Source organism: Streptomyces anatolicus, assembly GCF_019400875.1.
GTDB classification, from domain to species: Bacteria; Actinomycetota; Actinomycetes; order Streptomycetales; family Streptomycetaceae; genus Streptomyces; species Streptomyces anatolicus.
Genome location: NZ_WMBF01000002.1, coordinates 19,840 through 43,011, shown reverse-complemented (window position 1 = coordinate 43,011; position 23,172 = coordinate 19,840). Strand labels below are relative to the sequence as shown.

Here is a 23,172-nt window from a genome sequence, read left to right as displayed (position 1 = left end):
ATGCCCCGACCCGCGGCCTCCGCCGCAGCCACGGACCCGCGCTGCCCGTCTCCGGTCCTTCCCCCTCCCGACGGGCCCACCATCGCGGGACTGCTGTCGACGGCACCTGCCCCGGCGCCGCGTGGAGCCACACGCCTGTGGCCAGGCGAACCCCTGCTCTGGTCCTGGGGGCCCTGGCACCCCGGTGAGGTCCGCACCGTACAGTGCGCACACGCCCGGCTGGCCGCCGTCGGCCAGTGCCTCGCCGACGAAGTGACGATGCGTCATGACCTGCGGCGGGCCGTGCAGGACGGCCGCTGGGAGCGCCTGACCCGATGGCCCGGCGCCTACCTGCTCATCGTGGTCCAGGACGACGGCCGCCTCACCGCGTATGCCGACCCGGCGGGGCAGTTTCCCCTCTACTACGGGCGCCACGGCCAGAACACGGTTCTGTCCACCCGGGCCAGGACCGCGGCGGCCCTGTGCGGAGCAGGCGGCCGGCCCGACACGGCCGCGCTCGCCGCGCACATCGTCTGCCCCGCGGTTCCCGAACTCACGGAAGGGCGCACGGCGTACGACGGAATCCGCCGGCTCGGTGGCGGCCAGGCCCTGAGGGTCACTCCCTCCGGTGACCGCACCCATTGGATCTACGAGGACCTCGCCCCTGACCCCGGCACGCGGTTCGAGGACAGCGCAGTCCAGTTACGGTCAGCCCTCACGCGTGCCGTTACCCTGCGTACCGACACCGCCCCACGGATCACCTCGGATTTCAGCGGCGGCCTGGACTCCACCTCTCTGGCCTTCCTGACCGCCCGCACAACCAGCAGGCCACCCCTGGACGCCTTCGTCTACCACCACCCCGACGCCCCCGCAGGCGACCTCGCCAACGCCCTGGCCCACGCCGAGCAGACCCCCTCGGTCCGGCTCGCCGTGACCCGTGGCAGTGCGGACTCCCTGCCCTACAGCGGCCTGCCCGGGCACGGCCCGGCGGACCAGCCCGACCCGGCAGCGGTCATCGGCGCCCGGCAACGGCTGCGGCTTGACCACATCGCGCGCGGCGGCCCCGGCATCCACCTGACCGGCGAGGGCGGTGACGCACTGCTGGCCGCGCCCCCCTCCTACCTCGGTGACATCGCGGCCACAGCCGGACTGCGCCGGCTCCTGAGCGACGGGCGCGCGCTGGCCCGTATACGTCAGCTCTCGCCGGCAGACGTCATCCTGCGCGCCAGACGCCTCGCACGCACTCCCCTGCACCAGGCGATGAGTGAACTCGCCTCCCATCTCGACGAGCCCCTGGACCACCCGCCGCGGTGGGCGGACGCGGTTGCCTGGTGGCCGGCCCCGGGACCGGAGACGGCCTGGCTGACCACCCGCGCACGTCGGCACCTGGCCGAACTGGCCGAGGAGCGTGCCCGAGCGACCGACCCCGCTGCAGCGCCCGTGACACCAGGCATCCGGGCAGTCCTGTGCGAGCTGCGCACCTCCGCCGCCGTGCAGGCTCAGTTCACCGCCACAGCCCGCGCGTTCGGCATCTGGCCGCACGCGCCCTTCCTGGACAGCGAGGTCGTACGGGCCTGCACCCGCCTTCCGTTGGCGCACCGCATCGACCCCTTCGCCGCCAAGCCGCTGCTGGCGGCCGCGCTGACCGGCCTGGTCCCCGACCCCGTACTGCGGCGCAGGACCAAGGGCGACTACGCGGCCGAGAACTACCACGGCGTCCGCCGCTCAGCGACGCAGATCAGAGCGCGGCTCCTCCGATCCCCGCTGGCCGAACTCGGAATCATCGAACCCTCGCGGGTGATCGCCTCGGTCGAACGGGCGGTCGCGGGTCTGGCCGCCCCCTTCCCGGCGCTCAACCGTCTGCTCGGCGCGGACCTGTGGCTGACGGCCGACGACAGCGGGCGGGAGCGGTCATGACGCGGCTGAGCGTGTCCGAGTACGTCCGCGAGAGCACCTCGCCGCACGGTGGCAGCGTGCTGCTGGACGTGCGGTCCGGCCACTGCTTCGCGATGAACTCCATGGCTCACGCCCTCTGGCAGGAATGGCACCGCAGCGGGAACTTCGACGCCGCGGTGCTGGTGCTGGCCGGCCGTTACCCGGATGTGCGACACGACCGGATCCAAAAGGACGCCCGCCGCCTCGCCGACGACCTGATCAGCCGTGGCCTCCTCGCCGCGCACGCCCCGAGCCGCACGCCCCTCGCGGCGGCAGCACGCACACACCCGTACCCGGCGTCCGACCCTCCGCCGGAGGGCGAGGCTCCGCCCGTCGCCGAAGTGCCCCTGGTCGCAGCCCAGATGACCATGTCCGCCGAACCGGTGCGCCACGGAGGCGACCGCTCCCTTCGTGGCGCCGTGACCGCGGTGCTCAGCCTGGTCGCACTGCTCGGCGCCCTGCTGCTCATCCGGCTGCCGTTGCGAACCGTCTCCCGGACGGTGCGCTGGACCGCACGCACCTGGTGCCGGCGGGAGGCCACGCCGGAGCAGGCCGCAGCCTTCCTCGCCGCGGTGCGGCGGGCAGCCCGGTGGTACCCCGGACGCGCCGCCTGCCTGGAGTTGTCCCTGGCCACGCTCCTGGCCCTGGCCGTGACCGGCCGGCGGGTGGCGTGGTGCATCGGCACGGCGGACGACCCCTACCGTTTCCACGCGTGGGTGAAGGCGCGGGGAGTCGCCATCGCCTCACCTGACGAGTACGGCAACACCGAATTCCGCAGTGTTCTCTCCGTGAGCTGATGTGGTGGTCGAATCGGCTGCGGGAAGGGGTCCATCCGCATTCTCTTCCCGCTGCCGTGTTCAATTCGCATACGCCTGACGCCTGCCGGGTCCCCTACCGGATAGTTCCAAGAACACCGGGGAGATTGCGAGGGGATTCCCCTTCAACGGCCAGACTTTGTGCGCTAGCCTGACAAAGTGAAGGGGCGGTCACCGGTCTCCCGGCAACCGCCCCCATGGGAGGGACCTGCTCGCCCCTCAGACGCGCGGCAACAGCGCGTCGACCAGCGTCATGTCACCGTCTCCATGAGCCATCACACTCAGAAATACGAGGACCATGACGATGATGACCACTCGCACGTGCTGCCAGCACACAGAGACCGAACAGCGGGTGGTCATCGTCATCTTCATACCCATTTGACTTCACCTCACCTTCCCCACGCGTCGACACCGATACCCGACGATCCGGGAATGCGGCAGAAACTCCGTGTGAAGAACAGTGTTGTCGTCAACCTGCCGCAAGACAATGGCCTTTGCCGCGCCCCCACGCGCCTCATGAGCCCCATTCCGAGGGAATCAACTCCGCGTCGCACTTCAATTCGCCTATCTACGACGAGTAATGCATGATGTCACGACGTGAACCGAAATTTGAGACCGCTCTCTGCCTCTGACCTCACCTCAACGGACACCAGAGAAGCAGCCCGTCTCGCGCCGCCGAACCGTGAGTGAGCCTTCCTTCGCCCCAGCCCCCACCGGAGCGCGCCCAGCACCCGATTCGAAGGCAAACGGAGAGTGAACACCCTCCGCCCTCATCGAATAGTGCGGCGCATGCCCGGTAGCGACGCCGTTCTCGCGTACGAGCCAGCGCCCCACACTCGCTAAATGTGACGCAAATCACATGCTCCCGCTGCCGCGACCCGAAGCTCGGCGGCGGGTATATAGGCTGATCACGTGGCATCTACCGAAGACTCGACGGACGAGAGCGGCACCGCGACGGACCTGCAGTCGTTCGCGGTCCAGTTGCGCCGCATGAACGGCGAGCTCAACCGCGTGGTGCAAGCCTTCGCGGTCGGCCAGAATCTGCACGCCACCGATGTCCAGGCCCTGAGCGCGATCCTGGACGCCGACGAGCCGATGACCCCGGGGCGGCTGCGGACGCATCTGGGGCTGACCTCGGGCGCCGTCACCGCGTGCCTGGACCGGCTCGAGCGGGCCGGGCACATCCGGCGCTCCCGGGAGAGCCAGGACCGAAGGGTCGTTCATCTGCACTACGAGAACAGTGCCCGCTCCGCGGCCCGCGCCTTCTTCCAGCCGCTCGCGGTCGCCACGGAGAGCACCCGGGCCCTTTTCGACACCGAGGAACTGAACGTCGTCATGCGGTTTCTGACGGCGCTCAACGAGGAACTCTCGGACGTACGCCCTCCCTCCCCCCTCTGACGCCAAGCCGGCCGGCTGACAGGGCGGCCACCCGACCGGCAATTTGGTTCAATCATTGAGATAGTTCATGGTTGAGTTACCTCTAGGAGCTACATGTCCGCCGGTGCACGTCTCGCCCGCTGGCTCGTCCCCCTCGTCCTCCTCGCCGCCTGGCTGGGAATCGGCGGAGTGCTCGGTCCTTACGCGGGGAAGCTGGGAGAGGTCGCCGCCAACGACCAGGCCGCCTTCCTCCCGCAGAACGCGGAATCGACCCAGGTCATCGATGCGCGACGCGCCTTCGACCAGAAGGAGACCCTGCCCGCCGTCGTCGTATGGACCGCCGCCGACGACCAGCGGGCACAGCGGCTGACCGCCGCTCAGAAAAAGGCGGCTTCCCGGTCCCTGCGCTCGCTGGACGGCTCCCCCGGAACGACGGGCCGCGCCTCGCCGGCCCTGGCCGCCGAGGACGGCCGCGCGCTGCAGGGCATCGTGCAGTTGCGGCCCGATCTGGGGGACGAGCTGCCCAGGGCCCTGGAGCGGATCGAGAAGGCGGCGGCCAAGGTCCCCGGAACCACCGCGCGCCTGGCGGGCCCGGCGGCCAGCCAGGCCGACCTGTCCGACGCCTTCGCCGGGATCGACGGCATCCTCCTGGGCGTCGCCCTGGTCACCGTCCTGCTGATCCTGCTGCTCGTCTACCGCAGTCTGCTGCTGCCCTTCGTCATCATCATCGGCTCGGTCTTCGCGCTCGGACTCGCCTGCGCGATCGTCTACGCGCTGGCCGACCATGACGTCGTACGCGTCGACGGGCAGGTGCAGGGCATCCTGTCCATCCTCGTCATCGGCGCCGCCACCGACTACGCGCTGCTGCTCACAGCCCGGTTCCGCGAGGAACTGGCGCTCGCCGGTGACCGGGTGACCGCCATGCGCTCGGCGCTGCGCCGCTCGACCGGTCCCATCGTCGCCAGTGGCGCGACGGTCGCCCTCGGCCTGCTCGCCCTGCTCCTCAGCGACCTGGCGAACAACCGGGCGCTCGGCCCGGTCGGCGCCATCGGCATCGCCTGTGCCGTCCTGAGCGCGCTGACCTTCCTGCCCGCGGCGCTGCTGCTGCTCGGGCGCGCCGCGTACTGGCCCGCCAGGCCCCGTGCCGCCCAGGAGGGCACGGCCGGGCACGGCGTGTGGCGCAAGGTGGCGAGGACCGTGGACCGTTCGCCGCGCAAGGTCTGGGCATGGACGCTCGCCGCGCTGTGCGCGTGCGCCGCGTTCGCGCCCAACCTGCACTCCAAGGGCGTCCCACTGGACGAGATCTTCGTCAACGACGCGCCCTCCGTGGCGGCGCAGAAGACCCTGGGCGAACACTTCCCCGGCGGCTCGGGGAACCCGGCCGTCGTCATCGTCGACGCGTCGCGGCTGGACCGGGTCACCGCGGTGGTGAAGGAGACGGACGGTGTGGCCGAGGCCTCGGTCGTGACCGCGTCCGGCCGCCCCGGTGCGGGCGAACCCCTCGTGGCCGACGGGCGCGTACGCCTCGACGTCACGCTGAAGGACCCCACCGACAGCGACGCTGCCAAGGAGACCGTGGTGCGGCTGCGCGAAGCGGTCCACGGGGTGGACGGCGCCGACGGTCTCGTCGGCGGCTACACCGCCCAGCAGTACGACACCCAGCAGACCGCGGAGCACGACCGCTTGCTGATCATGCCGGTGGTCCTCGCGATCATCCTCGTGATCCTCGTCGGCCTGCTTCGCTCGCTCCTCATGCCGCTGCTCCTGGTCGCGACGGTCGCCCTCAACTTCGTCGCCACCCTGGGGGTGTCCTCACTCGTCTTCGAGCACGTGTTCGGCTTCAGCGGCACCGATGCCTCCGTGCCGCTCTACGGCTTCGTCTTCCTCGTGGCCCTCGGCGTGGACTACAACATCTTCCTGATGTCGCGGGTCCGCGAGGAGTCCGTACGACACGGCACGCGCGAGGGAGTCCTGCGCGGGCTGACGGCGACCGGCGGTGTCATCACCTCGGCCGGTGTCGTCCTGGCCGCTACGTTCGCCGCCCTGGGCGTCATCCCCCTCGCGTTCCTCCTCCAGATCGCCTTCATCGTCGCTTTCGGCGTCCTCCTCGACACCCTGGTCGTACGCTCGCTCCTCGTCCCCGCGCTGGTCCGCGACATCGGCGACCGGGCGTGGTGGCCCGGGCGCGTCCACGTGCCGGGGCAGTAGCGGCGGCGTAGGGACACATGTTTGTTTCGAGCCGTGAGACGGGGTCAGACGGAGGGCATGAGTGAATCGACGAAAAACGGAACCAGTCCTGTAGGTGACACCTCGACGGGAGACAAGGCCGACCGGTCCAAGGCGGAGAGCGCCAAGGCCACCGCGGCCAAGACCGCGGGAGGCACCGCCCGTTCCGCGTCCAAGACGGCTTCCGGAACCGCCGCCAAGACCGGCTCCGCGGCCCGTGACGCCAAGTCATCGGTCGCCGAGGCGGGGAAGAGCGTGACGTCCGTGGGCGCGACGCTCGGCGAGAAGGCGAAGGCGGGAGGCGAACTGCTGTCCGCCGTACCGCAGAAGACCGTGCAAGCGGCGACAACGACATGGACGGTGCTCAAGAACCGCAAGGCGATCGCGGTGGGCGTCGGCAGTGGTGCCGTAGCCATGCTGGCCGGTGCCTACGCGCTGGGAGGCGCCAACGTGAGGCGCGCCCAGGGCCCTCTGACCCGTGCCACGCGCGGAGTCCTCTGAACGGTCACGACTGAACCCCCTGGCACCGCCGGACGGCTGTGCCAGGGGGTTCGTCGGTGTCTGGCGGGGGTTAGGTGACCGCCTGGCGCACCTCGGCTTCTCGCCGTCATCTGTCCGGCTTGCGGCTTTCCGGCGGGGCGGCAAGCCGTGAGCATCGTTGAATGTCCAGCATCAATGAGGCGGCGCGGCAGAGCGAGGGCGGGGACGGGCCTGTGGTGTCCGCGAGCACCGACGGGGTGCCGGCGCCGGAGCGGTTCGACTGGTGGGCCCAGATGGTCGGCGCCGAGGTCATGCCGGTGGCGATCCAGAGCACGCACGCGACCCGTTTCCGGGGCAGCGTGGAGGCCGTGGGGATGCCGCACAGCCAGGTGGCCGCTTTCGCCTTCTCCCCGATGGTGGCCCGCCGCTCCCCCGCGCACATTCGCCGCCATGATCCGGAGGAGTACTACGTCGTCCTCGTCCACGGAAGCCCCATCCGGCTGGAGCAAGGGCGCGGCGTGGCCTGCCTGGAGAGCGGCGACATGAGTCTGTTCACCACTTCGGCGCCGCTCGTCTGCGACTTCCTCGACCGAGGCCGGCAGACCCGTCTGACGCTGCTGCGGCTGCCGCGCACGGTACTGCCGCTGGCGGGCGGCCGGGCGGACCGGCTGCTGGCCGAGCCGTTGTCCACCCGCACCGGTGCGGGGTCGGCGGCGCTGCTCGGCTCGTACCTGGCCGGGCTGCCGGCAGCCGCCCGCGCCTGTGGCCCGGCGGAGTTGGCCCGGCTCGGTGTGCTCGGGGTCGATCTGGCCGCGACCGTCCTCGCGGGGCGGCTCGGGGCCCAGGATGCGCTGCCCACGGAGACCCGCAAGGCCGCGCTGCGCTCCCGGATCAAGATCTTCATCGAACAGAACCTGGGCGATCCGGAGTTGCTCCCCGCGGCCATCGCCGCCCACCACCACCTCTCCGTGCGCAGCCTCCACCTCCTGTTCCGGCACGAACCGGAGACCGTGGGCGCCATGATCCGGCGCCTGCGTCTGGAGCGCTGCCGCGCGGACCTGGCCGATCCGGCGCTGGGCACGCGCACCATCGCCGCGACGGCCGCACGCTGGGGGTTCCGTCACCCCGCGGACTTCAGCCGGGCCTTCCGCAGGGCGTACGGATTCCCGCCGAGCGAGGTACGGGCCCGGGCGTGGGCGCGTGCGCTGGATGTGCAGCAAGTGTGCGCTCGTTGCCGACGATCGGCGGGCCGCCACGGGTCACAGTGAACGCACGGCATTCCAGCGACTTCAGGAGGGGACATGCGCAAGAGGATCGCGGCGTGCGTCGCGGCGACGGCGGCCGTTCTCGCACTCGCCGCGCCGGCAGCGGCGAGCGCCGAGGAGACCCGTGTGACGAAGGTGGCGGGCGTGGAGGGCCTGTACCGGCTTAGTGGCGGCGACTACAGCGCGCGGGCCTGGTCGGAGTGCGGTAGCGGCTCCTGCTTCTTCCAGAACGACGGGGGCGGGGGCTGGCTGTGGGTGGTGCCGAGCTGCGGCCACCACAAGGTGCCCTCGTGGTTCCAGGACCGGGCCAGCTCGGCCTGGAACCGGACACCCACCCGCATCCACATCTACAAGCACAGCGACTACAGCGGCTATCTGGGCACCGTCCCCGGATGGTTCAAGGGTGACCTCGCGCGCGCGGACGAGGACGTGATGAGTTCCGTCTTCGCGGACTGCTGAGCCCGGGGGAGCCTGCCGAAGCGCTCACTGACCGGTTGGGGGGCGGTCAGTGGGCGCTTCCTGTTCGCCCCACGACACTGTGATCGTTTATCGTCGAGGCGGTCGCCTCCTCATGAGCCGGTGGTGAGTTCGGCGTCGTCCACATGGGCCGCTCTCTGCCCCGGAGGGGAACCGCCGTCTTGCCCGAGGTCATATCCATCCAGCAGCAGTCCGCCCAGAGCCAGTTGGCGGCCGGTGAGCGGCTGCTCGCTCATGGCATCGTCGTCCCGGTGAAGAGCGCTGAAGGCGTCAAACTCAAGCACGGCAGGATCGGTGGGATGGTCGGTGACCATCTGATGCACCGGTACGGCGCCCAGTCCGGCGGCGCGCAGAGCATCGCGGCGGCGATGCCGTCCACGTCCGGCGACGCTCTGCTGCTGCGGGTGACGGACCAACGGGTCGGCCTCGTACAGATCAAGGACGGCACCCCCGTCTGGGAAGTCCCCCGCACCTGGGTCACCCAGGTGGAGCGCCGCCCTCGCCTCCAGCTCATGGCTCGTTTCCGCGTCCACTACGCGGATGGCTCCTGGCTCGCCTTCCTCACCGCGCGCCGCCGCACGATCGAGGCGTTCATCACCGCGGTGTCCCCGCCAACCTCCTTCTAGGGCAAGGGGTTTGGCGAGGCCGGGTGCGGGCGGCCCGGCTATATTTCCCTGCGTGGACGACGATCACGGGCAACTCCTCGCGGGCCGCTACCGGTTGAGCCAACTGCTCGGTCAGGGCGGCATGGGCGCCGTATGGCAGGCCCACGACGAGCAGTTGGAGCGGGACGTCGCCGTCAAGGAGCTGCGGCTGCCCGAGCATCTGGGCGATGCCGAGCGGCAGAACTGGATCGCCCGGCTCGACCGCGAGGCCCGCGCCGCCGCACGGCTGAAGCATCCGGGGATCATCACCGTTCACGACCGGGTATCCAGCCCCGACGGACGGCCCTGGATCGTCATGGAGTTGGTGGACGGCGGGTCCCTGGCCGACCTCATCGAGGCACAGGGCGCGCTCACGCCCCAGCGGACCGCCGAGGTCGGGCGGCAGGTGGCGGCCGCGCTCGGTGCCGCGCACCGGATGGGCATCACGCACCGGGACATCAAGCCCGCCAACATCCTCCTCGAAGGGGACCGGGTCGTCCTGACCGACTTCGGGATCGCCGCCCTTGAGGGGGATGCCACCCTCACCGCCACCGGCATGATCATGGGCACGCCCGCGTTCATGGCACCCGAACAGGTGCGGGGCCTGCCCGCGACGGCCGAGTCCGACCTCTGGTCCCTGGGTGCCACGCTGTACGCCGCCGTGGAGGGCCACGCTCCGTTCGCCGGCACTGCCCCGAGCGCGGTTCTGGTCGCCGTGGTGACGGAGCCGCCGATTCCGGCTGTGCGGGCGGGGGCGCTCGGCCCCGTACTCGACGGGTTGTTGCACAAGGATCCAGCCGCGCGCCTGACCATGGACCAGCTGCGGGCCCAACTGAACGGCACCGCGGCGCCGCCTCCCCCCGTCGCCCCCGCCGCGTTCGCGACTCCCACGATGCCGGCGAGGAGTCCCGTCGTGCGGCAGGTCGGGGCGGGGCCCACCGTCGGGCCGAGGCCCGCGCGGCGCCGACGTTTCGCGCCGTGGGTCAAGCTGGGCGCGATGATGCTGGTGGTCTCGCTGGTCCTGGCTGTCGGGTACGCCCTCGACCATCAGTGACCCTCGGTCCGACGCCGGCGGCACGTACGAGGCCCACCGCGGTGCGACCGACGCCCTGACGCTGTCCGCCGCCCACCGCGACCCGAACCGGTTCCCCGGTCCGAACCGGCTCCCCGGTCCGGACCGGGTGGACGTCGGCCGCGATGCCGGCGCGGCAGGGGCTCAGGAGTCCTGGGAACAGTCCTGGGAACGCATCTGCCCCATGCCGGACACCATGCATTCGAGGCCGTCGTGGAAGCGCTGGCCCGTGCTGCTGGAAGCGCTGCGCTTGACGTAGTCGCCCAGGGACGCCGGGTGGGACTGGGTCGCCATGCCGAGGTAGGGGCCGAGGCGGCTCACCCACTCCTCCTCGCTCTCGGCGCTCTGGCGGGCCATCGCCTGCCAGGACGCCTCGGACAAGGCGGCGCCCACGGTGTAGTAGTAGATCGCCGAGAGCGCTGAGTCGAGCTGCCTCGGGGAGAAGTGGGCCTGCTCCAGGATCTCGATGATGGCGCTGGTGTGCGCCAGGGCGCGGGGCCCCACCGGGGGGTGACCGCCCATCAGCTCGATCATCCAGGAGTGCCGCAGCAGCACCTCGAACAGATCCGTCGCGCCCGCCTTGATGTCGTCGCGCCAGTCCCCCGTGCCGGACCGGGCCGGCGGGTCGGGGAACACCGCGTCGATGGCCAGTTCCAGCAGGTCGTCCTTGGTCGACACGTGCCAGTACAACGACATCGGTGCCGAGTTCAGCGAGTCCGCCAGCTGACGCATGCGCAGATTGCGGACACCCCCCTCATCCAGGAGACGCACCGCCGCCTGCACGATCTGTTCACGGCTCAGCGGCTGCCTCGCCGGCCGCTGCTTCACCTCGCGCAGCCAGATCGAGCCGGGTTGGCCTTTCGGTGTGTTTTCTCGTCCAGAAGTTTCATTCACAGTCCTATGCTAACGCAGTCTCGTACGACGTACGATAGCTGGTATGACGTACGAGACCAGTTGACGGAATCCCGAAGGAGGCCAGTCATGGACGGTGTGGTGCATGAGCAGCGGGGCGCGGGCAACGGAGGAGGTGAGGGCGGTGACGACGGCGGCGTCCCCGGGGCGAAAAACCGATGGGCGGTGCTGGGCGTCCTCTCACTGAGCCTTCTCGTCGTCGCCCTCGACCTGACGGTGCTGAACGTGGCCCTGCCCACGCTCAGCACCGAACTCCGACCCTCGTCGGTGCAGTTGCTGTGGATCGTCGACGTCTACTCGCTCGTCGTCGCCGGTCTGCTCATCAGCTGCGGCACGCTCGGCGACCGCGTGGGCCGCAAGCGTTTCCTGTGCTTCGGCTTCCTCGTCTTCGGCGCCGCGTCGGCCGCCGCGGCCTGGGCGAGCGGCCCCGCGATGCTGATCACGGCCCGCGCGCTGCTCGGCATCGGCGCCGCGATCATCATGCCATCGACGCTGTCGATCATCCGGAACGTGTTCACCGACCGCAAAGAGCGCACGGTGGCGCTGGCCGTGTGGGCCACCATGTCCGCGGCCGGTGCCGCGGTCGGACCGGTGGTGGGCGGTGTCATGATCGAACACTTCTGGTGGGGCTCGGTCTTTCTGATCAACGTGCCGATCATGGTCATCGCCCTGATCGCCGCGGTGACCCTGGTACCGGAGTCCCGGCATCCGAATCCGCCGCGCTGGGACACCGTGGGAGCGCTGCTGTCCGTCACCGGCCTGATCTCCCTCGTGTACGCGATTCAGCACGGCGGGGCCAAGGGCCTGGAGGCGCAGACGATCATCACGGGCGTTCTCGGCCTGGTGCTGCTCACCGCCCTGGTGGTGCGGGTGCTGCGCATCCGCGACCCGCTCTTCGACCCGACGCTCTTCCGCGACCGGGCATTCTCGGTGGCGGTGGTGTCCGTGGTCCTCGCCATGTTCGGCATGGGCGGGCTGATGCTGCTGCTCACGCAGCACTGGCAGTTCATCGGCGGCGCCTCGCCGATGGAGTCGGGCCTTCGGCTGCTGCCGCTGCTCCTGGCCACCATGATCGGGGCCCCGATCATGTCCGTCATCGTCCCGAGGTACGGAACGCGGTACGCCATGATGATCGGGATGGGCCTGATCGGCGCCGCGTTCTTCGTCCTGATGAACGTGGAGCCCGACACCGAGTACTGGGTCTTCGCCATCGCCCTCGCGGGCATCGGCGCCGGCGCGGGTTGCGCCATGACGGCCGCGTCGGACGCCATCATGTCGACGGCCGACGCGGATACCGCCGGTGGCGCCGCGGGCATCGAGGAGACCTCCTACGAACTCGGCAACGGACTGAGCGTGGCGATCATGGGCAGCGTGGCGTCCGCGCTGTTCCGCAAGGAGATGGACGACCCCGTCGCCGGGGTGGACCCCAAGGCCATGGATGCCGCGCGCGAAGGCCTCCCCGATGCCGTCGGAGTGGCCGGTGCCCTGCCCGGCTCCGCCGGACAGGAGTTGAAGCGGCGCGCCGACGTCGCGTTCACGGACGCGTTCGGCGTCACCTCGCTGGGCACTGGCGTCATCCTCGTGCTGGTGGCGATCGCCGTCTTCCTGTTCATCCCGCGCTCGGCGGGGCGGATCACCGCGGCGACCAAGGACGGCGGTGCCGCACCCGAGGACGGCGTGGGTCTGGTGAAACAGGAGTCGAGGGGGTCCGCCGACGGCCGCCCAACGCCCGTGGACCGGCCCTGACCACAGGAAGCAGCCGGGGCCCGTAACGGGCCCCGGCTGTCCGGTGGTCGTGCCCAGGTCCGTGCGCGCCGCGCTCTCCAGGGACCTGGGCACGGCTCAGGATGCTTGCTTGCGGCGCTCGACGAGTTCGACGATCCTGTCGAGCCGCTCCAGCTCGACCACTTCGTCGTCGGTGATCTCCACGCCGAATCCCTTCTCCAGGGCGAGGGCGAACTCGACCGACGCCAGGGAGTCCAGGCCGAGGTCCTCCAGCGTGGCGTCCGGGGCTATCCGGTCCTCGGAGATCTTGAATTCGTCGGTGAGCAGGGACTTGACCGATTCGTACACCGTTTCCTCCGGGGGCGCTGTGTCGGTGGGGTGGGACGGGCGGTTGGTCCGCCTCAGCCGCGGTACGTATGCACGGCCAGGGCCGTGACGTCCGGCCACGTCAGAGAGGCCGCGCCCCAGGCGAGCCCGCCGCCGAACGCCGCGAGCAGCACCCGGTCGTTCGTCCGCAGCCTGCCCGCCGCGGCCGAGTCGGCGAGCAGCAGGGGAAGGGAGGCGGCCGAGGTGTTGCCGACGTGCTCGATGTTGGAAAGGACGCGGTCGCGCGGGACGCCCAGTTCGTCGGCAACGGCTTCGCTGATGCGCGCGTTGGCCTGATGGGTCGCCAGGCGGTCCACGTCCTCGACCGTCCAGCCGGAGCGCTCGATGACCTCGCGCGCCGACTGTGCCATGCGCTCCTTCGCGTGCCGGTAGACCTTGCGGCCCTCCATCCGCAGGTGGTGATCGCTCGGTTCGGGCACGGTCCGGGCGGCGCGCTGCCGGGCGCCGCCGGCGGGGATCTGGATGAGGTCGCTGAGCGTGCCGTCGCTGCCGAGCCGGATCGGGCCGATGGCTCCCGGCTCGTCGGGGTCACCGGCGCGCAGCACGACGGCTCCGGCGGCGTCGCCGAAGATGACGGCCGTGTTGCGGTCCTGCGGGTCGACGATGGCGGAGAAGGTCTCGGCGCCGATGACCAGGACGCGGTCGGCGAAGCCCGCGGCGATCGCGCCGACTCCCGCCGACAGCGCGTACAGGAATCCGGCGCAGACGGCGGCGACGTCGTGCGCGGCGACGGGGCCGAGCCCGAGCGCCGCAGCGACCTCGGGGGCGGTGGCCGGGCAGAGGCGGTCCGGGGTCGCCGTCGCGAGGACGACCGCGTCCACGTCGTCGCGGCCGGCCGACTTCAGGGCCAGCCGCCCCGCCTCGACGGCCATCTCCCGCGTGGCCATGCCCGGTGGGACGGTGTGCCGCTCGGCGATGCCGGTGCGGCTGCGGATCCAGTCGTCGGTGGTGTCGAGGCGGGCTTCCAGGTCGGCGTTGGTGACCGTGCCGGGCGGCACCCAGCCGGCGACGCCCGCCAGTACGGCCGCGCGTGTCCTGTGGTGGTTCATGGCGGCGGACCTCACGCCTTTCCCAGCAGGATCGCGCTGCTGACCATGCCGACGGTGTAGTTGAAGGAGAGCGCGTGATCGATGCGCAGTGGCCGGGCGGTGGTGCCCGGCACCGGGTCGAAGAGGCAGGCGTCGTCCGGGTCGACGCAGCCGGCCGTCGGGAACACTAGGTCGCGCTGGATCATCAGGGACGTGGCCGCTGCTCCCAGAGCGCCGAGTGGCCCGCCGTTGTGCCCGAAGCAGGCCTCCTGCACGGTGACGGGCATCGTGGTCGCGCGGTCCCCGAAGAGGCCGCGCATGATGTTCGACTCCGTCTCGTGGAAGACGCGGTCGCCCTCGGCGCCTCCGTTGACGTAGTCGATCTGTTCGGCCTCGACGAGGCCCGCCATGGCGTCCCGGGCGGCCTGGACCATGCCGGTCCCCGTGCGGTCGATGGCGAAGGCGCTGTGCTGCGGGCTGCGCCGGGTGCGCTGCGCCAGTATCCGGGAGTAGGGGGTCGCGCCGCGCCGCTCGGCGTGCGCGCGGCTCTCCACGACGAGCGTGATGGAGCCGTTGCCCATGTTGGAGCCCGGGGAGTTCTTGTCGTACGGGCGCATCTGCGCGCCCATCGCCAGTGCGGCGTCCTCCATGGCGTCGACGGTGATGCCCTCTTCGGCGCTCAGCTCGGCGTACCGGTCGAGCAGGTCGGCGTAGTGCCGCAGGAAGTCCAGGCCGAATACGTCGGCGCCGGTGACCACCGCGACCTCCACCTCGCCGTCGGCGATCATCCTGCTCGCCATGCCGAGCAGCACCGCGGAGGACGTACAGCCGTTGGAGACGGTGAAGTTGGGGCCGGTCCCGGCCACGACCGACACCTGGACGTTGGCCACGTCCATGGGGATGCCGGTGAGGGCGAGGCGGGTGCCGAGGTCGTTGATCTCGTCCTTGGTGGCTCTGGTGCGATCGGTGTTGAGGATGTCGGCGTACTGCGCCGACCAGCAGTCACCGCCGTCGCGGGCCGCGAGGATCGCCGCTTGTGACAGGGCGCCCGAGCGCCAGTCGAGTCCGGCGTCACCGCACGCCTCGGCCATGGAGATCAGGCCGAGCAACTGCACCGGGGAATAGAGCTTCAGGGCCTTTGCCGGAAGTTCGGGATAACGCTCCTTCACATCCGCGATATCGGTGCGCACTTGTCCGAAGAAGACGCCGTCATTCTCCACGTGACAGGCGCCGGTGGAGACGATGTCCAGGAATTGCGCGGGCGTCGCGCACAGTCCTCCCGGGCCGGGCAGGGCGAATCCCATGCCCGTGATCAGTGTGTCGCGACCGGGATCCTGCTGCTGATGCGCCATGAGACTCCCTGTGTTGCGTGCCGCTGTCGACAGGTCGTCGACGCTAGAACGGTGCGCGTCCGTGCGTAACCGGCGTCCGGTACCCGGTTTCGTCCGCCAGGGGTATCAGTGGTACTGAAATCAATAATTGGTACTTCAAGTACCTCGGGGGGATTCTCCCGGGTACCGGTGGACCGATGTCCTGTGAATGACCGCCGGATAGCTTTCCGGTATGGCTGCACAGGCTGAATCCGCTGCACGGAAAAACCGCGGGGACTCCGTACTCGTCACCGGTATCGGCGTCATGCTCCCCGGCGCGACCCATGTCAATGAATTCTGGCAGGACGTGCGCGACGGCAATTCACGGCTCGGCCGGCTGACCCGCTGCGCACCGGGCAGGACGGGGGTACGCGTCGCCGGCGAGCTGCGCGACTTCGACCACCGGAAGTTCCTGCCGGAGCTGAGCGAGAAGTTCGCGGGCCGGTACACACGCGACGCCCTGGTGACCATGTCGGCCGTCGAGGAGGCCCGCCGTGACGCGGGGCTCGGCTCCGGCGAGATCGACCCGCTGCGCCTCTCCCTGATCGCCTCGTCCTCACGCGGCCCCCTGGAGTGGGTCAGCCAGGCGCTGCGGGAGGACGACAGCCTCAACGACCGAGAAGGCGACGGCCACGAGGCGGGCGGCGCGGCCCACTTCGGTGACAGCGGCGCCATGCTGCGCGGCATGCCGGGCGCCCCCGCGACACTCTCCGCCATCTATGGCGACGTGCGCGGGCTCGTCACCACGCTCAGCTCCGCCTGTGTGGGCGGGCACCACGCCATCGCCTTCGCCGCCGACCTGATCCGCGCGGGCACCGCCGACGCCGTGGTCGTGGTGGGTTACGAATTCCCCCTGACCCCGCTGGTGTTCCACTCCTTCCAGGCGATGGGCGACGGCGTCCTGTCGACCGAGTCGGCCGACCCCCGCCGCGCGATCCGCCCCTACACCCGCGACCGCGAGGGCTTCGCGTTCGGCGAGGGCGCCGTCGCCCTGTGCCTGGAGCGGGAGAGCCATGCCCGGGCACGCGGCGCGGGCGGCTACGCCCGCTTCCTGTCCCACCGGGCCCTGAACGAGGCCACCCACCCCTTCGGCATGGACATGAGCGGGCAGATCACCGCGTCCGCCGTCGCCGGAGCGCTCAAGGACGCGGGCCGCGCCCCGCGCGACGTCGACTGGTTCTGCGCGCACGGCACCGCCACTCCGAAGAACGACGTGGCCGAGAGCCGGATGCTCGGCGCCCTGTACGAGGGCCGCCCGCGCTCCGCCTGGCCGCCCCTCAGCTCCGTCAAGCCGGTGTACGGGCACCTCCTCGGCGCCGCCGCCCTGGTCAACGCGGCGGCCACCTCACTCGCCCTGCACCACCAATGCCTGTGCTCGACCGCCAACTACGCGGACGCCGTGCCCGACCCGGAGTGCGACCACGACCACGTCGCCGAGGGTGCCCGCGCCACCCGCGCCGAACTCGCGGTGTCGCTGGCCTTCGCCATCGGCAGCCAGACCTCGGTACTGGCACTCGGCGCCGCATGACCGGTGCCGGACCCGCGCGGACCGAACCCCTGAAGGAGACCATGAGCACGCACAGCGGCACCGCGCCACGCCCCGACACCGTCCCCGAGGTCGTTCCCGACGTCGACTCCCTGGTGTCCCGGTACGTGACGCCGGGGATGCATCTGCACCTGGCCATGACGATGGCGCGGCCCAACGCCATGGTCTACGCGCTGGCGCGGCGGTTCGCGGGCCGCGGCGAGTTCACCGTCAGCACGTCGGCCACGCACACGGCCATGCACGCGCTGACCATGTCGGGCGCGGTCAGGCATCTGATCACCTGCTTCCTCGGTGACACCTACCCCACGCCGCGCCCCAACCCGCTCTACCGCGACCTGGCCCGCGACACCCCCTTCACCTGCGAGCTGTGGTCCCTGCTCAGCTTCACCCAGCGCCTGATGGCCGGGGCCACGGGGCTGCCGTACGCCGTGACGTCCTCGCTCATCGGCAGCGACCTGGAGCGCGGTCTCACCGGCGACGGCCCCGGGACACGCTCCGTGCCAGAGGGCGAACGGCCGACCGGCCGGCCGAAGTTCCTGCGCGTGCCAGGACAGTCGGCCGAAGAGCGCCCGTTCGGTCTCGTGGAGCGGCTGCGTCCCGACCTCACCCTGGTGCACGGCGCCTGCGCGGACCGGCGCGGCAACATCGTCCTGGTGCCGCCCGCGGGCGAGGGCGCCTGGGGCGCGTACGCCGCCGAACAGGGCGTGCTCGCCTCGGTGGAGCGCATCGTGCCCGACGACTTCACCGACGGGCACCCCGAACGGGTCGTCATTCCCGGCCGGCGCGTGCTCGCCCTGTGCGAGGCGCCGCTGGGCGCACACCCGCAGTCGCTGCGCGGTCTTGCCACCGGCGACGAGCGCGGCGACGTGCGCGGGTACCGCGACGACTACGCCTTCCTCACCGAGCTCGTCGACCGCCTGGCCACCGAGGACGGCGCCAAGGAGTGGTACCGCGAGTGGGTGGAGGAGCCCGCCTCGCATGAAGAGTACGTACGCAAGCTGGGCGACGCGCGCCGCGCCGAACTGACTCTCGCCGCAGGGCCGCTCACCCCGCGCGAGCCCGCCGCTCCCCCGGTGCCGCTGCCCGCGGGAGCGATCGCCGCCGAGCCCGTGACACGCCAGGAACGGACCATCGTCCTGGGCGCCCGCGCCATCGCCGAACGGGTCACGCACGACGGCTACAACACCCTCCTCGCGGGCATCGGCGTCTCCCACCTGGCCGCCTGGCTCGCCGCCGCGCTCCTGCGCGAACAGGGCGTGCGGATACCGGTCTGCGCCGAGCTGGGCTTCTACGGCATGGACCCCGAGCCCGGCGACGTCTTCCTCTTCAGCCAGCTGCACGCCACGCGCTCCCAGCAGCTCGTGGGCATCCCCGAGATCCTCGGCGGCATGGTGTCGGCGAACCCGCGCTGCCTGGGTGTCCTGGCCGCCGGTGAGGTCGACGCGGACGGCAACGTCAACACCAGTCTGCTGGCCGACGGGCGCTGGCTGACCGGCTCCGGCGGCGCCAACGACATCGCGACGAGCACCGACTGCCTGGTGCTGTCCACGGCCTCCCCGCGCAAGTTCGTGGAGCGGGTCGCTTACGTCACCAGTCCCGGTGCCCGCGTACGGGAAGTGGTCAGCCACTTCGGGCGGTTCCGGCGCGAGCAGGACACGCGGGGGCCCTTCCGCCTCGCCACCTGGCTGCCACTCGACGACGGCCCGGCCTCTCCCGAGGAGGCCGTGGCGGCGCTGACCCGCTGGCCGGTGAGCAGCGCGGGCTGCACGGCGGAACCGCGGGTCACCGAGACGGAGATCGCCTGGCTGCGCGGTCTCGATCCGCAAGGTTTCTACAGGTGACGCGATCCGCAGGATCCCACCAGGTGAGGAGCACGGCGTGAGCGGTGGAATCTGGGTGGGCCGCGGCCTGTCCTTCCGGGGCTTCGGCCACTACTTCCCGCGGCACAGCGAGAAGATCCCGGCGGACCTGCCCGAGGCGCCGGAGATGGAGGCGGCCGTCCTCGGCCCGGACCTCGGCGTGGAGCGGCGGCATCTGTCCGACGACACGGAGAGCGTGCCGTACATGGCCGTGGAGGCCGGACGGCACGCGTTGCGCAACGCCGGCCTGGAGGCCGGCGATCTCGACCTGGTCGTCTTCTCCTCCTGGTCGCAGCGGCGGTACGCGCCTGAGGACGGGCCCCGGATCGCGATGCGGCTCGGCGCCGGGCGGGCCCTGGCCTTCGACGTGTGCGCCGCCTGCGTCGGCTTCGTGCACTCCGTGCAGACGGCCGCCGCGATGCTGACCAGTCACCAGTGGCGGCGCGCCCTGGTGATCTGCTCCGACCAGTTCTCGCGCCGGCTCAAGCCCGGGCGGCGCGGCTCGTACGTCGGCGGTGACGGGGCGGGCGCGGCCGTCCTGGAGGTCGGGGCGCCGGACGACTCGCGGCTGCGGGACTCCGTCGTGCTCAGCTACGGCGAGCACGCGGGCGTCTCCAAGGCCCGCGGCGGCGACGGCTGGACGGTGAGCCTGCCCACGATCTCCCAGGTGGCCGCCGCGACCGCGGGCGAGGCCACGGACCTGGTGCTACGGCGCAACGGCATGACCATCGCCGATGTGGACCGGGTCGTGCCGCATCCGGGCTCGGCGCGGATCAGCGAGGAGCTGGTGCGGCGCATCGGCGTCGCCCCCGAGCGGGTCCTGACGAACCTGCGGACACGCGGCCAGACGACCAGCGCCACGATCCCGAGCGCCCTGTCCGAGTTCACCGAATCCGGCGAACTGCGCAAGGGCCACGTGATCCTCTCGCCCGCGGCCGGTGCGGGGTGGTTCTCGGGCGCCCTGCTCTACCAGCTCTGACGCACCGACGGACTGCACACGACGATCTGACGCACCGACGACAGCACACAACGACGGGAAGACGAGGAAAGGACCTCCCCCATGCCCGAAACCCGTTCACCGCTCGACGGCGGAGGCCCGCCGGTCGTGCTCAGTGGCGTCGGCCACTACTTCCCCGGCGAGCCGGTCACCAACGACCACTTCGCCCGCCTGCCCGAGCTGGACGTGGACGACGCCTGGATACGCGAGTACACGGGCGTACGGACCCGTCACTGGGCCGGCCCCGAGGAGCGGTTCGCCGAGATGGGCGTCAAGGCGGCCCGGCGCGCACTCGACGACGCGGGCCTCGACATCTCCGACGTGGACGTGATCGTCGGCACCAGCGCGACCGCCCGGCCACGCGCCAACCCCTCCTCCCTCGGCAACAACTACATGGACATCTCCCTGCCGGTGCAGCGGCAGCTGGGCGCCCGCGACGCGTTCTGCTTCGACGTGACCGCGGTCGCCTGTGCCGGATTCCTGTACGCGAGCGTGGTGGCCCGTGGGCTGCTGGCGACGACGGGGGCCCGTACCGCTCTCGTGGTGTGCGCGGAGAGCCCGCGCGCCATCCTCAACTTCGGGTTCAAGAACTCCGCGCTCTTCGGCGCGGGCGCGGCGGCCGCGGTGTGGCGGCGCGGGGAGTCCTCGGGCGGTGGCGCCGACGGGCTGCCGACGCGCAGCGGCATGATCGACGTCGTCCTGCGCGCCGACGGCCGCTACTACGACGCCTTCGACATCGACGAGAACGACAAGATGGTGATGCGCGGCGGGGTGCTCTCCGAGGTCACGCCCGACATGCTCGTCGACGCCGGCGAGACGGTCCTCAAGCGCAACGGCCTGGCACCGGAACAGATTTCCTGGTGCATTCCTCATCAGGCGAACACCAATCTCCTGTATCCGATGGCGGATCGCCTCGGAATTCCGCGCGAGCGGATGCTCCTGAATCTGCCGCACCGCGGCAACACATCGAGCGTGGGAATGCCGAGCGCGCTCTCCGAATACGTCGGTGACGGCACGGTGAAACCCGGCGAACTGCTCCTGGGCGTCAGCATCGGGCGCGGCCTGAGCTGGGGCGCCATGGTTTTCCGGTACCAGTGAACCGTTTTGCGGTACCAGTGAACCGCCGTATCGCCGCGGCGCACGAGACAACCGAGAGCGAGAGGTGAACGGCCTTGTCCGATTCCAGGAACGCGCTGGTGACCGGGGGAACCCGCGGCCTCGGCCTGGCCGTCGCCCGGCTGCTGGTGGCGCGGGGATGGCGCACCACCGTCCTCGGCCTCGACCCGGGACGCCTGGAGAAGGTGCGGGCGATGGCCGAGGCCGAGGACCTCGACCTGCGCGCGGTGCGGGCCGATGTGACGTCGGAGGAGTCGGTGCGGGAGGTGTTCGCCGAGCTGACCCGGACCGAGCCGCTGCACCTGTGCGTGAACAACGCGGGCCGCAACCTCTCCCGGCTGCTGCTGCGCAGACCTCGGGAGGAGAGCGACGCCGAGCTGCTCACGCATCCGCTCGACGACTGGGAGCGGACGCTGCGGCTGTGTCTGACGGGTGTCTTCCTCGTCGGCCGCGAGGCCGCCGCCGCCATGGTGCGGCACGGGGTGCCCGGTGCCATCGTCAACGTCTCCTCCGGTCTCGCGGCGGGCGCCTACGGGCAGTCCGCGTACACCGCCGCGAAGGCGGGCGTGGAGGCGCTGACCCGTACCTGGTCCTATGAACTGGGCCCCTACGGGATCAGGGTGGCAGCGGTCGCGCCGGGTGTGATGGACGGCGAGGCGCTGCGCGAGAAGAGCACGGCCTTTCCACGGCACGCCCGCTATATGGACGGCCTGAAGCGCTATGTCCCGCTGGGCCGTTGGGCGGCGGAGGAGGAGATCGCGGACGCGGTGTGCTTCGCCGCGGAAAATCCCTATCTCACCGGGTCGGTTATTCGAGTCGATGGCGGCGGGCCCCCCGGATGGGTTCCATGACGACCTCACCCGGTAGGTGAACAGCGGCTTTTTCGCGGGGTACTTCGAGTACCCGCGGTATGAATCATCGAGTACTGGAGGCCAGATGCAGCGGAATGCCGACGCCACTAGTTTTTCGTCCATGACCACAGGCAAGCACGGCATCTGGGAAGACGCCGGAATACGCTTCACGGGATTCGGCCACTATTTCGGCTCGGAGGAAATACACAACCACGGCGTCGAGAACGCGACGACGAGCCATGTGGAGGACCGCGTCATCGGCGGGGTCGGTGTCCGCACCCGCTACCGCGCCCACGACGACGAGACCCCCGTGTTCATGGCGGCGCAGGCCTCCCGGCAGGCGCTGGAGCGGGCCGGGGTCGAAGCCGACGACATCGATGTGATGGTCGTCAGCCACTGGACGGACCGCGACTACGTGCATGAGGTGGGCGCGCTCACCGCGGCGGAGCTGGGCATGAAGGGCCCCATGGCCTTCGAGGTGTGCGGCTCCTGCGCCGGTTTCATCCAGGCGGTGCACACCGCGGCGTCGTTGCTGACCGCCCCGACCGGTTACCGCAAGGCGCTGGTGGCCACCACCGAGCGGCTCACGCGGCGGGTGCGGCCGGGCTCCAAGGGTTCGATGCTCGTCTCGGACGGCGCCGGCGCGTGCGTCCTCGAAGCCACCCCCGGCGGCTCCCCCGGGCTCATCGACTCCGTGTTCCACACCGACGGCAGCCTCGCCCACATGTCCGCGGCCGGCGGGGACAAGGGGTGGGTCAAGAGCCACCCCGACCTCAACGACGTCGCCCTGGCCCACATCAGCGACACCGTGGAGGAGATCCTCGGCCGCAACAAGCTGACGATCGGCGACATCGACTGGCTCATCCCCCACTCGGGGACCGAGCCGCTGGCCAAGGGCATCCAGCACGACCTGGGAGCGGACCCGGCGCGCGTCCTGACCAACCTCGCCTTCCGCGGCAACGTCTCCAGCGCCTCCATCCCCACCACCGTCTCGGAACTGCGGGAGCGCGGCGTCGTCAAACCCGGCGACCTGGTGCTCTCCCCCTCCATCGGCGGCGGTGTCTGGTGCTGGGGCAGCCTCCTGTACCGGATCTGAGCGAAGGGCCGATGC

The 23,172-nt window shown here is 70.9% G+C and carries 21 protein-coding genes; 16 read left to right on the top strand and 5 right to left on the bottom strand.

Translation table 11 applies throughout. The features are described from left to right. Together GKQ77_RS00575 and GKQ77_RS00570 are read left to right on the top strand one after the other, a co-directional pair. Window positions 1–1,896: an albusnodin/ikarugamycin family macrolactam cyclase gene (locus GKQ77_RS00575; protein WP_219686588.1), complete on the top strand. Its 1,896-nt coding sequence runs from the start codon at window positions 1–3 to the stop codon at window positions 1,894–1,896. Continuing rightward, entirely contained in the window at window positions 1,893–2,711 is an 819-nt protein-coding gene (locus tag GKQ77_RS00570; RefSeq protein WP_219686587.1) for a lasso peptide biosynthesis B2 protein, read from the top strand. The genes GKQ77_RS00575 and GKQ77_RS00570 overlap by 4 nt, the downstream gene beginning before the upstream one ends. A gap of 237 nt (window positions 2,712–2,948) precedes the next feature. Here GKQ77_RS00570 and GKQ77_RS00565 read toward each other — a convergent pair whose 3' ends face one another. Then, window positions 2,949–3,107: a hypothetical protein gene (locus GKQ77_RS00565; protein WP_219686586.1), complete on the bottom strand. Its 159-nt coding sequence runs from the start codon at window positions 3,105–3,107 to the stop codon at window positions 2,949–2,951. Window positions 3,108–3,641: 534 nt separating this feature from the next. Between GKQ77_RS00565 and GKQ77_RS00560 the strand changes: the two genes are divergently transcribed. The 7 genes from GKQ77_RS00560 (at window position 3,642) to GKQ77_RS00530 (ending at window position 10,252) form a co-directional block, all read left to right on the top strand. Next, complete coding sequence (locus GKQ77_RS00560) at window positions 3,642–4,127, top strand: MarR family winged helix-turn-helix transcriptional regulator (RefSeq protein ID WP_308117496.1); 486 nt, start codon at window positions 3,642–3,644, stop codon at window positions 4,125–4,127. Window positions 4,128–4,220: 93 nt separating this feature from the next. Next, window positions 4,221–6,314 carry an MMPL family transporter gene (locus tag GKQ77_RS00555; RefSeq protein ID WP_219686585.1) on the top strand — a complete coding sequence of 698 codons (2,094 nt, stop codon included), beginning with the start codon at window positions 4,221–4,223 and terminating at the stop codon, window positions 6,312–6,314. Window positions 6,315–6,371: 57 nt separating this feature from the next. Next, complete coding sequence (locus GKQ77_RS00550; RefSeq protein ID WP_219686584.1) at window positions 6,372–6,833, top strand: hypothetical protein; 462 nt, start codon at window positions 6,372–6,374, stop codon at window positions 6,831–6,833. Between the two features lie 161 nt (window positions 6,834–6,994). Then, on the top strand, window positions 6,995–8,080 hold the full coding sequence (locus GKQ77_RS00545) for a helix-turn-helix domain-containing protein (RefSeq protein ID WP_219686583.1): 1,086 nt from the start codon (window positions 6,995–6,997) through the stop codon (window positions 8,078–8,080). 33 nt (window positions 8,081–8,113) lie between these two features. After that, complete coding sequence (locus tag GKQ77_RS00540) at window positions 8,114–8,536, top strand: peptidase inhibitor family I36 protein (protein ID WP_219686582.1); 423 nt, start codon at window positions 8,114–8,116, stop codon at window positions 8,534–8,536. A 179-nt stretch (window positions 8,537–8,715) separates the two neighbouring features. Beyond that, a complete protein-coding gene (locus GKQ77_RS00535) occupies window positions 8,716–9,180 on the top strand; it encodes a hypothetical protein (RefSeq protein WP_219686581.1) in 465 nt (154 codons plus the stop codon). Between the two features lie 52 nt (window positions 9,181–9,232). Beyond that, window positions 9,233–10,252, top strand: a complete 1,020-nt coding sequence (locus GKQ77_RS00530; RefSeq protein ID WP_308117495.1) for a serine/threonine-protein kinase — start codon at window positions 9,233–9,235, stop codon at window positions 10,250–10,252. A gap of 162 nt (window positions 10,253–10,414) precedes the next feature. Here the strand turns inward: GKQ77_RS00530 and GKQ77_RS00525 are convergent, their stop codons facing one another. After that, on the bottom strand, window positions 10,415–11,098 hold the full coding sequence (locus GKQ77_RS00525; RefSeq protein ID WP_219686580.1) for a TetR/AcrR family transcriptional regulator: 684 nt from the start codon (window positions 11,096–11,098) through the stop codon (window positions 10,415–10,417). Between the two features lie 153 nt (window positions 11,099–11,251). On the opposite strand from GKQ77_RS00525, the gene GKQ77_RS00520 reads away from it, so the two are divergent. After that, on the top strand, window positions 11,252–12,928 hold the full coding sequence (locus GKQ77_RS00520) for an MFS transporter (RefSeq protein WP_219686579.1): 1,677 nt from the start codon (window positions 11,252–11,254) through the stop codon (window positions 12,926–12,928). A 96-nt stretch (window positions 12,929–13,024) separates the two neighbouring features. Here GKQ77_RS00520 and GKQ77_RS00515 read toward each other — a convergent pair whose 3' ends face one another. Genes GKQ77_RS00515 through GKQ77_RS00505 form a run of 3 tightly spaced genes read right to left on the bottom strand, consistent with a single transcriptional unit; the run spans window position 13,025 to window position 15,674 of the window. After that, window positions 13,025–13,255, bottom strand: coding sequence for an acyl carrier protein (locus GKQ77_RS00515; protein ID WP_219686578.1), 231 nt, complete (start codon window positions 13,253–13,255; stop codon window positions 13,025–13,027). A gap of 53 nt (window positions 13,256–13,308) precedes the next feature. Further along, window positions 13,309–14,343, bottom strand: coding sequence for a beta-ketoacyl-ACP synthase III (locus tag GKQ77_RS00510; protein WP_219686577.1), 1,035 nt, complete (start codon window positions 14,341–14,343; stop codon window positions 13,309–13,311). An 11-nt stretch (window positions 14,344–14,354) separates the two neighbouring features. Next, window positions 14,355–15,674 (bottom strand): beta-ketoacyl synthase N-terminal-like domain-containing protein, encoded by a 1,320-nt coding sequence (locus GKQ77_RS00505; RefSeq protein ID WP_219686576.1) that lies wholly within the window; start codon window positions 15,672–15,674, stop codon window positions 14,355–14,357. Window positions 15,675–15,885: 211 nt separating this feature from the next. Here GKQ77_RS00505 and GKQ77_RS00500 point away from each other — a divergent pair, with 211 nt between their 5' ends. From GKQ77_RS00500 to GKQ77_RS00475, 6 genes are all read left to right on the top strand, one after another. Then, a complete protein-coding gene (locus tag GKQ77_RS00500; protein WP_219686575.1) occupies window positions 15,886–17,220 on the top strand; it encodes a beta-ketoacyl-[acyl-carrier-protein] synthase family protein in 1,335 nt (444 codons plus the stop codon). A 41-nt stretch (window positions 17,221–17,261) separates the two neighbouring features. Beyond that, window positions 17,262–19,079 carry a CoA-transferase gene (locus GKQ77_RS00495; RefSeq protein WP_258020650.1) on the top strand — a complete coding sequence of 606 codons (1,818 nt, stop codon included), beginning with the start codon at window positions 17,262–17,264 and terminating at the stop codon, window positions 19,077–19,079. Window positions 19,080–19,116: 37 nt separating this feature from the next. Next, the gene (locus tag GKQ77_RS00490) at window positions 19,117–20,076 is read left to right on the top strand and encodes a ketoacyl-ACP synthase III (RefSeq protein ID WP_219686573.1); all 960 of its coding nucleotides are present in this window, start codon (window positions 19,117–19,119) and stop codon (window positions 20,074–20,076) included. A gap of 81 nt (window positions 20,077–20,157) precedes the next feature. Next, window positions 20,158–21,192 (top strand): 3-oxoacyl-ACP synthase III family protein, encoded by a 1,035-nt coding sequence (locus tag GKQ77_RS00485; protein WP_219686572.1) that lies wholly within the window; start codon window positions 20,158–20,160, stop codon window positions 21,190–21,192. A 74-nt stretch (window positions 21,193–21,266) separates the two neighbouring features. Further along, window positions 21,267–22,061 carry an SDR family NAD(P)-dependent oxidoreductase gene (locus GKQ77_RS00480; protein ID WP_219686571.1) on the top strand — a complete coding sequence of 265 codons (795 nt, stop codon included), beginning with the start codon at window positions 21,267–21,269 and terminating at the stop codon, window positions 22,059–22,061. Window positions 22,062–22,182: 121 nt separating this feature from the next. Continuing rightward, window positions 22,183–23,157 (top strand): ketoacyl-ACP synthase III, encoded by a 975-nt coding sequence (locus GKQ77_RS00475; protein WP_219686570.1) that lies wholly within the window; start codon window positions 22,183–22,185, stop codon window positions 23,155–23,157. Window positions 23,158–23,172: the final 15 nt, after the last annotated feature.

Coding starts and splice junctions, on each gene's coding strand:
- GKQ77_RS00540 (WP_219686582.1), top strand. CDS start 8,114: ATGCGCAAGAGGATCGCGGCGTGCGTCGCGGCGACGGCGGCCGTTCTC.
- GKQ77_RS00495 (WP_258020650.1), top strand. CDS start 17,262: ATGAGCACGCACAGCGGCACCGCGCCACGCCCCGACACCGTCCCCGAG.
- GKQ77_RS00565 (WP_219686586.1), bottom strand. CDS start 3,107: ATGGGTATGAAGATGACGATGACCACCCGCTGTTCGGTCTCTGTGTGC.
- GKQ77_RS00485 (WP_219686572.1), top strand. CDS start 20,158: ATGCCCGAAACCCGTTCACCGCTCGACGGCGGAGGCCCGCCGGTCGTG.
- GKQ77_RS00550 (WP_219686584.1), top strand. CDS start 6,372: ATGAGTGAATCGACGAAAAACGGAACCAGTCCTGTAGGTGACACCTCG.
- GKQ77_RS00510 (WP_219686577.1), bottom strand. CDS start 14,343: ATGAACCACCACAGGACACGCGCGGCCGTACTGGCGGGCGTCGCCGGC.
- GKQ77_RS00570 (WP_219686587.1), top strand. CDS start 1,893: ATGACGCGGCTGAGCGTGTCCGAGTACGTCCGCGAGAGCACCTCGCCG.
- GKQ77_RS00575 (WP_219686588.1), top strand. CDS start 1: ATGCCCCGACCCGCGGCCTCCGCCGCAGCCACGGACCCGCGCTGCCCG.
- GKQ77_RS00545 (WP_219686583.1), top strand. CDS start 6,995: ATGTCCAGCATCAATGAGGCGGCGCGGCAGAGCGAGGGCGGGGACGGG.
- GKQ77_RS00505 (WP_219686576.1), bottom strand. CDS start 15,674: ATGGCGCATCAGCAGCAGGATCCCGGTCGCGACACACTGATCACGGGC.
- GKQ77_RS00520 (WP_219686579.1), top strand. CDS start 11,252: ATGGACGGTGTGGTGCATGAGCAGCGGGGCGCGGGCAACGGAGGAGGT.
- GKQ77_RS00555 (WP_219686585.1), top strand. CDS start 4,221: ATGTCCGCCGGTGCACGTCTCGCCCGCTGGCTCGTCCCCCTCGTCCTC.
- GKQ77_RS00475 (WP_219686570.1), top strand. CDS start 22,183: ATGACCACAGGCAAGCACGGCATCTGGGAAGACGCCGGAATACGCTTC.
- GKQ77_RS00500 (WP_219686575.1), top strand. CDS start 15,886: ATGGCTGCACAGGCTGAATCCGCTGCACGGAAAAACCGCGGGGACTCC.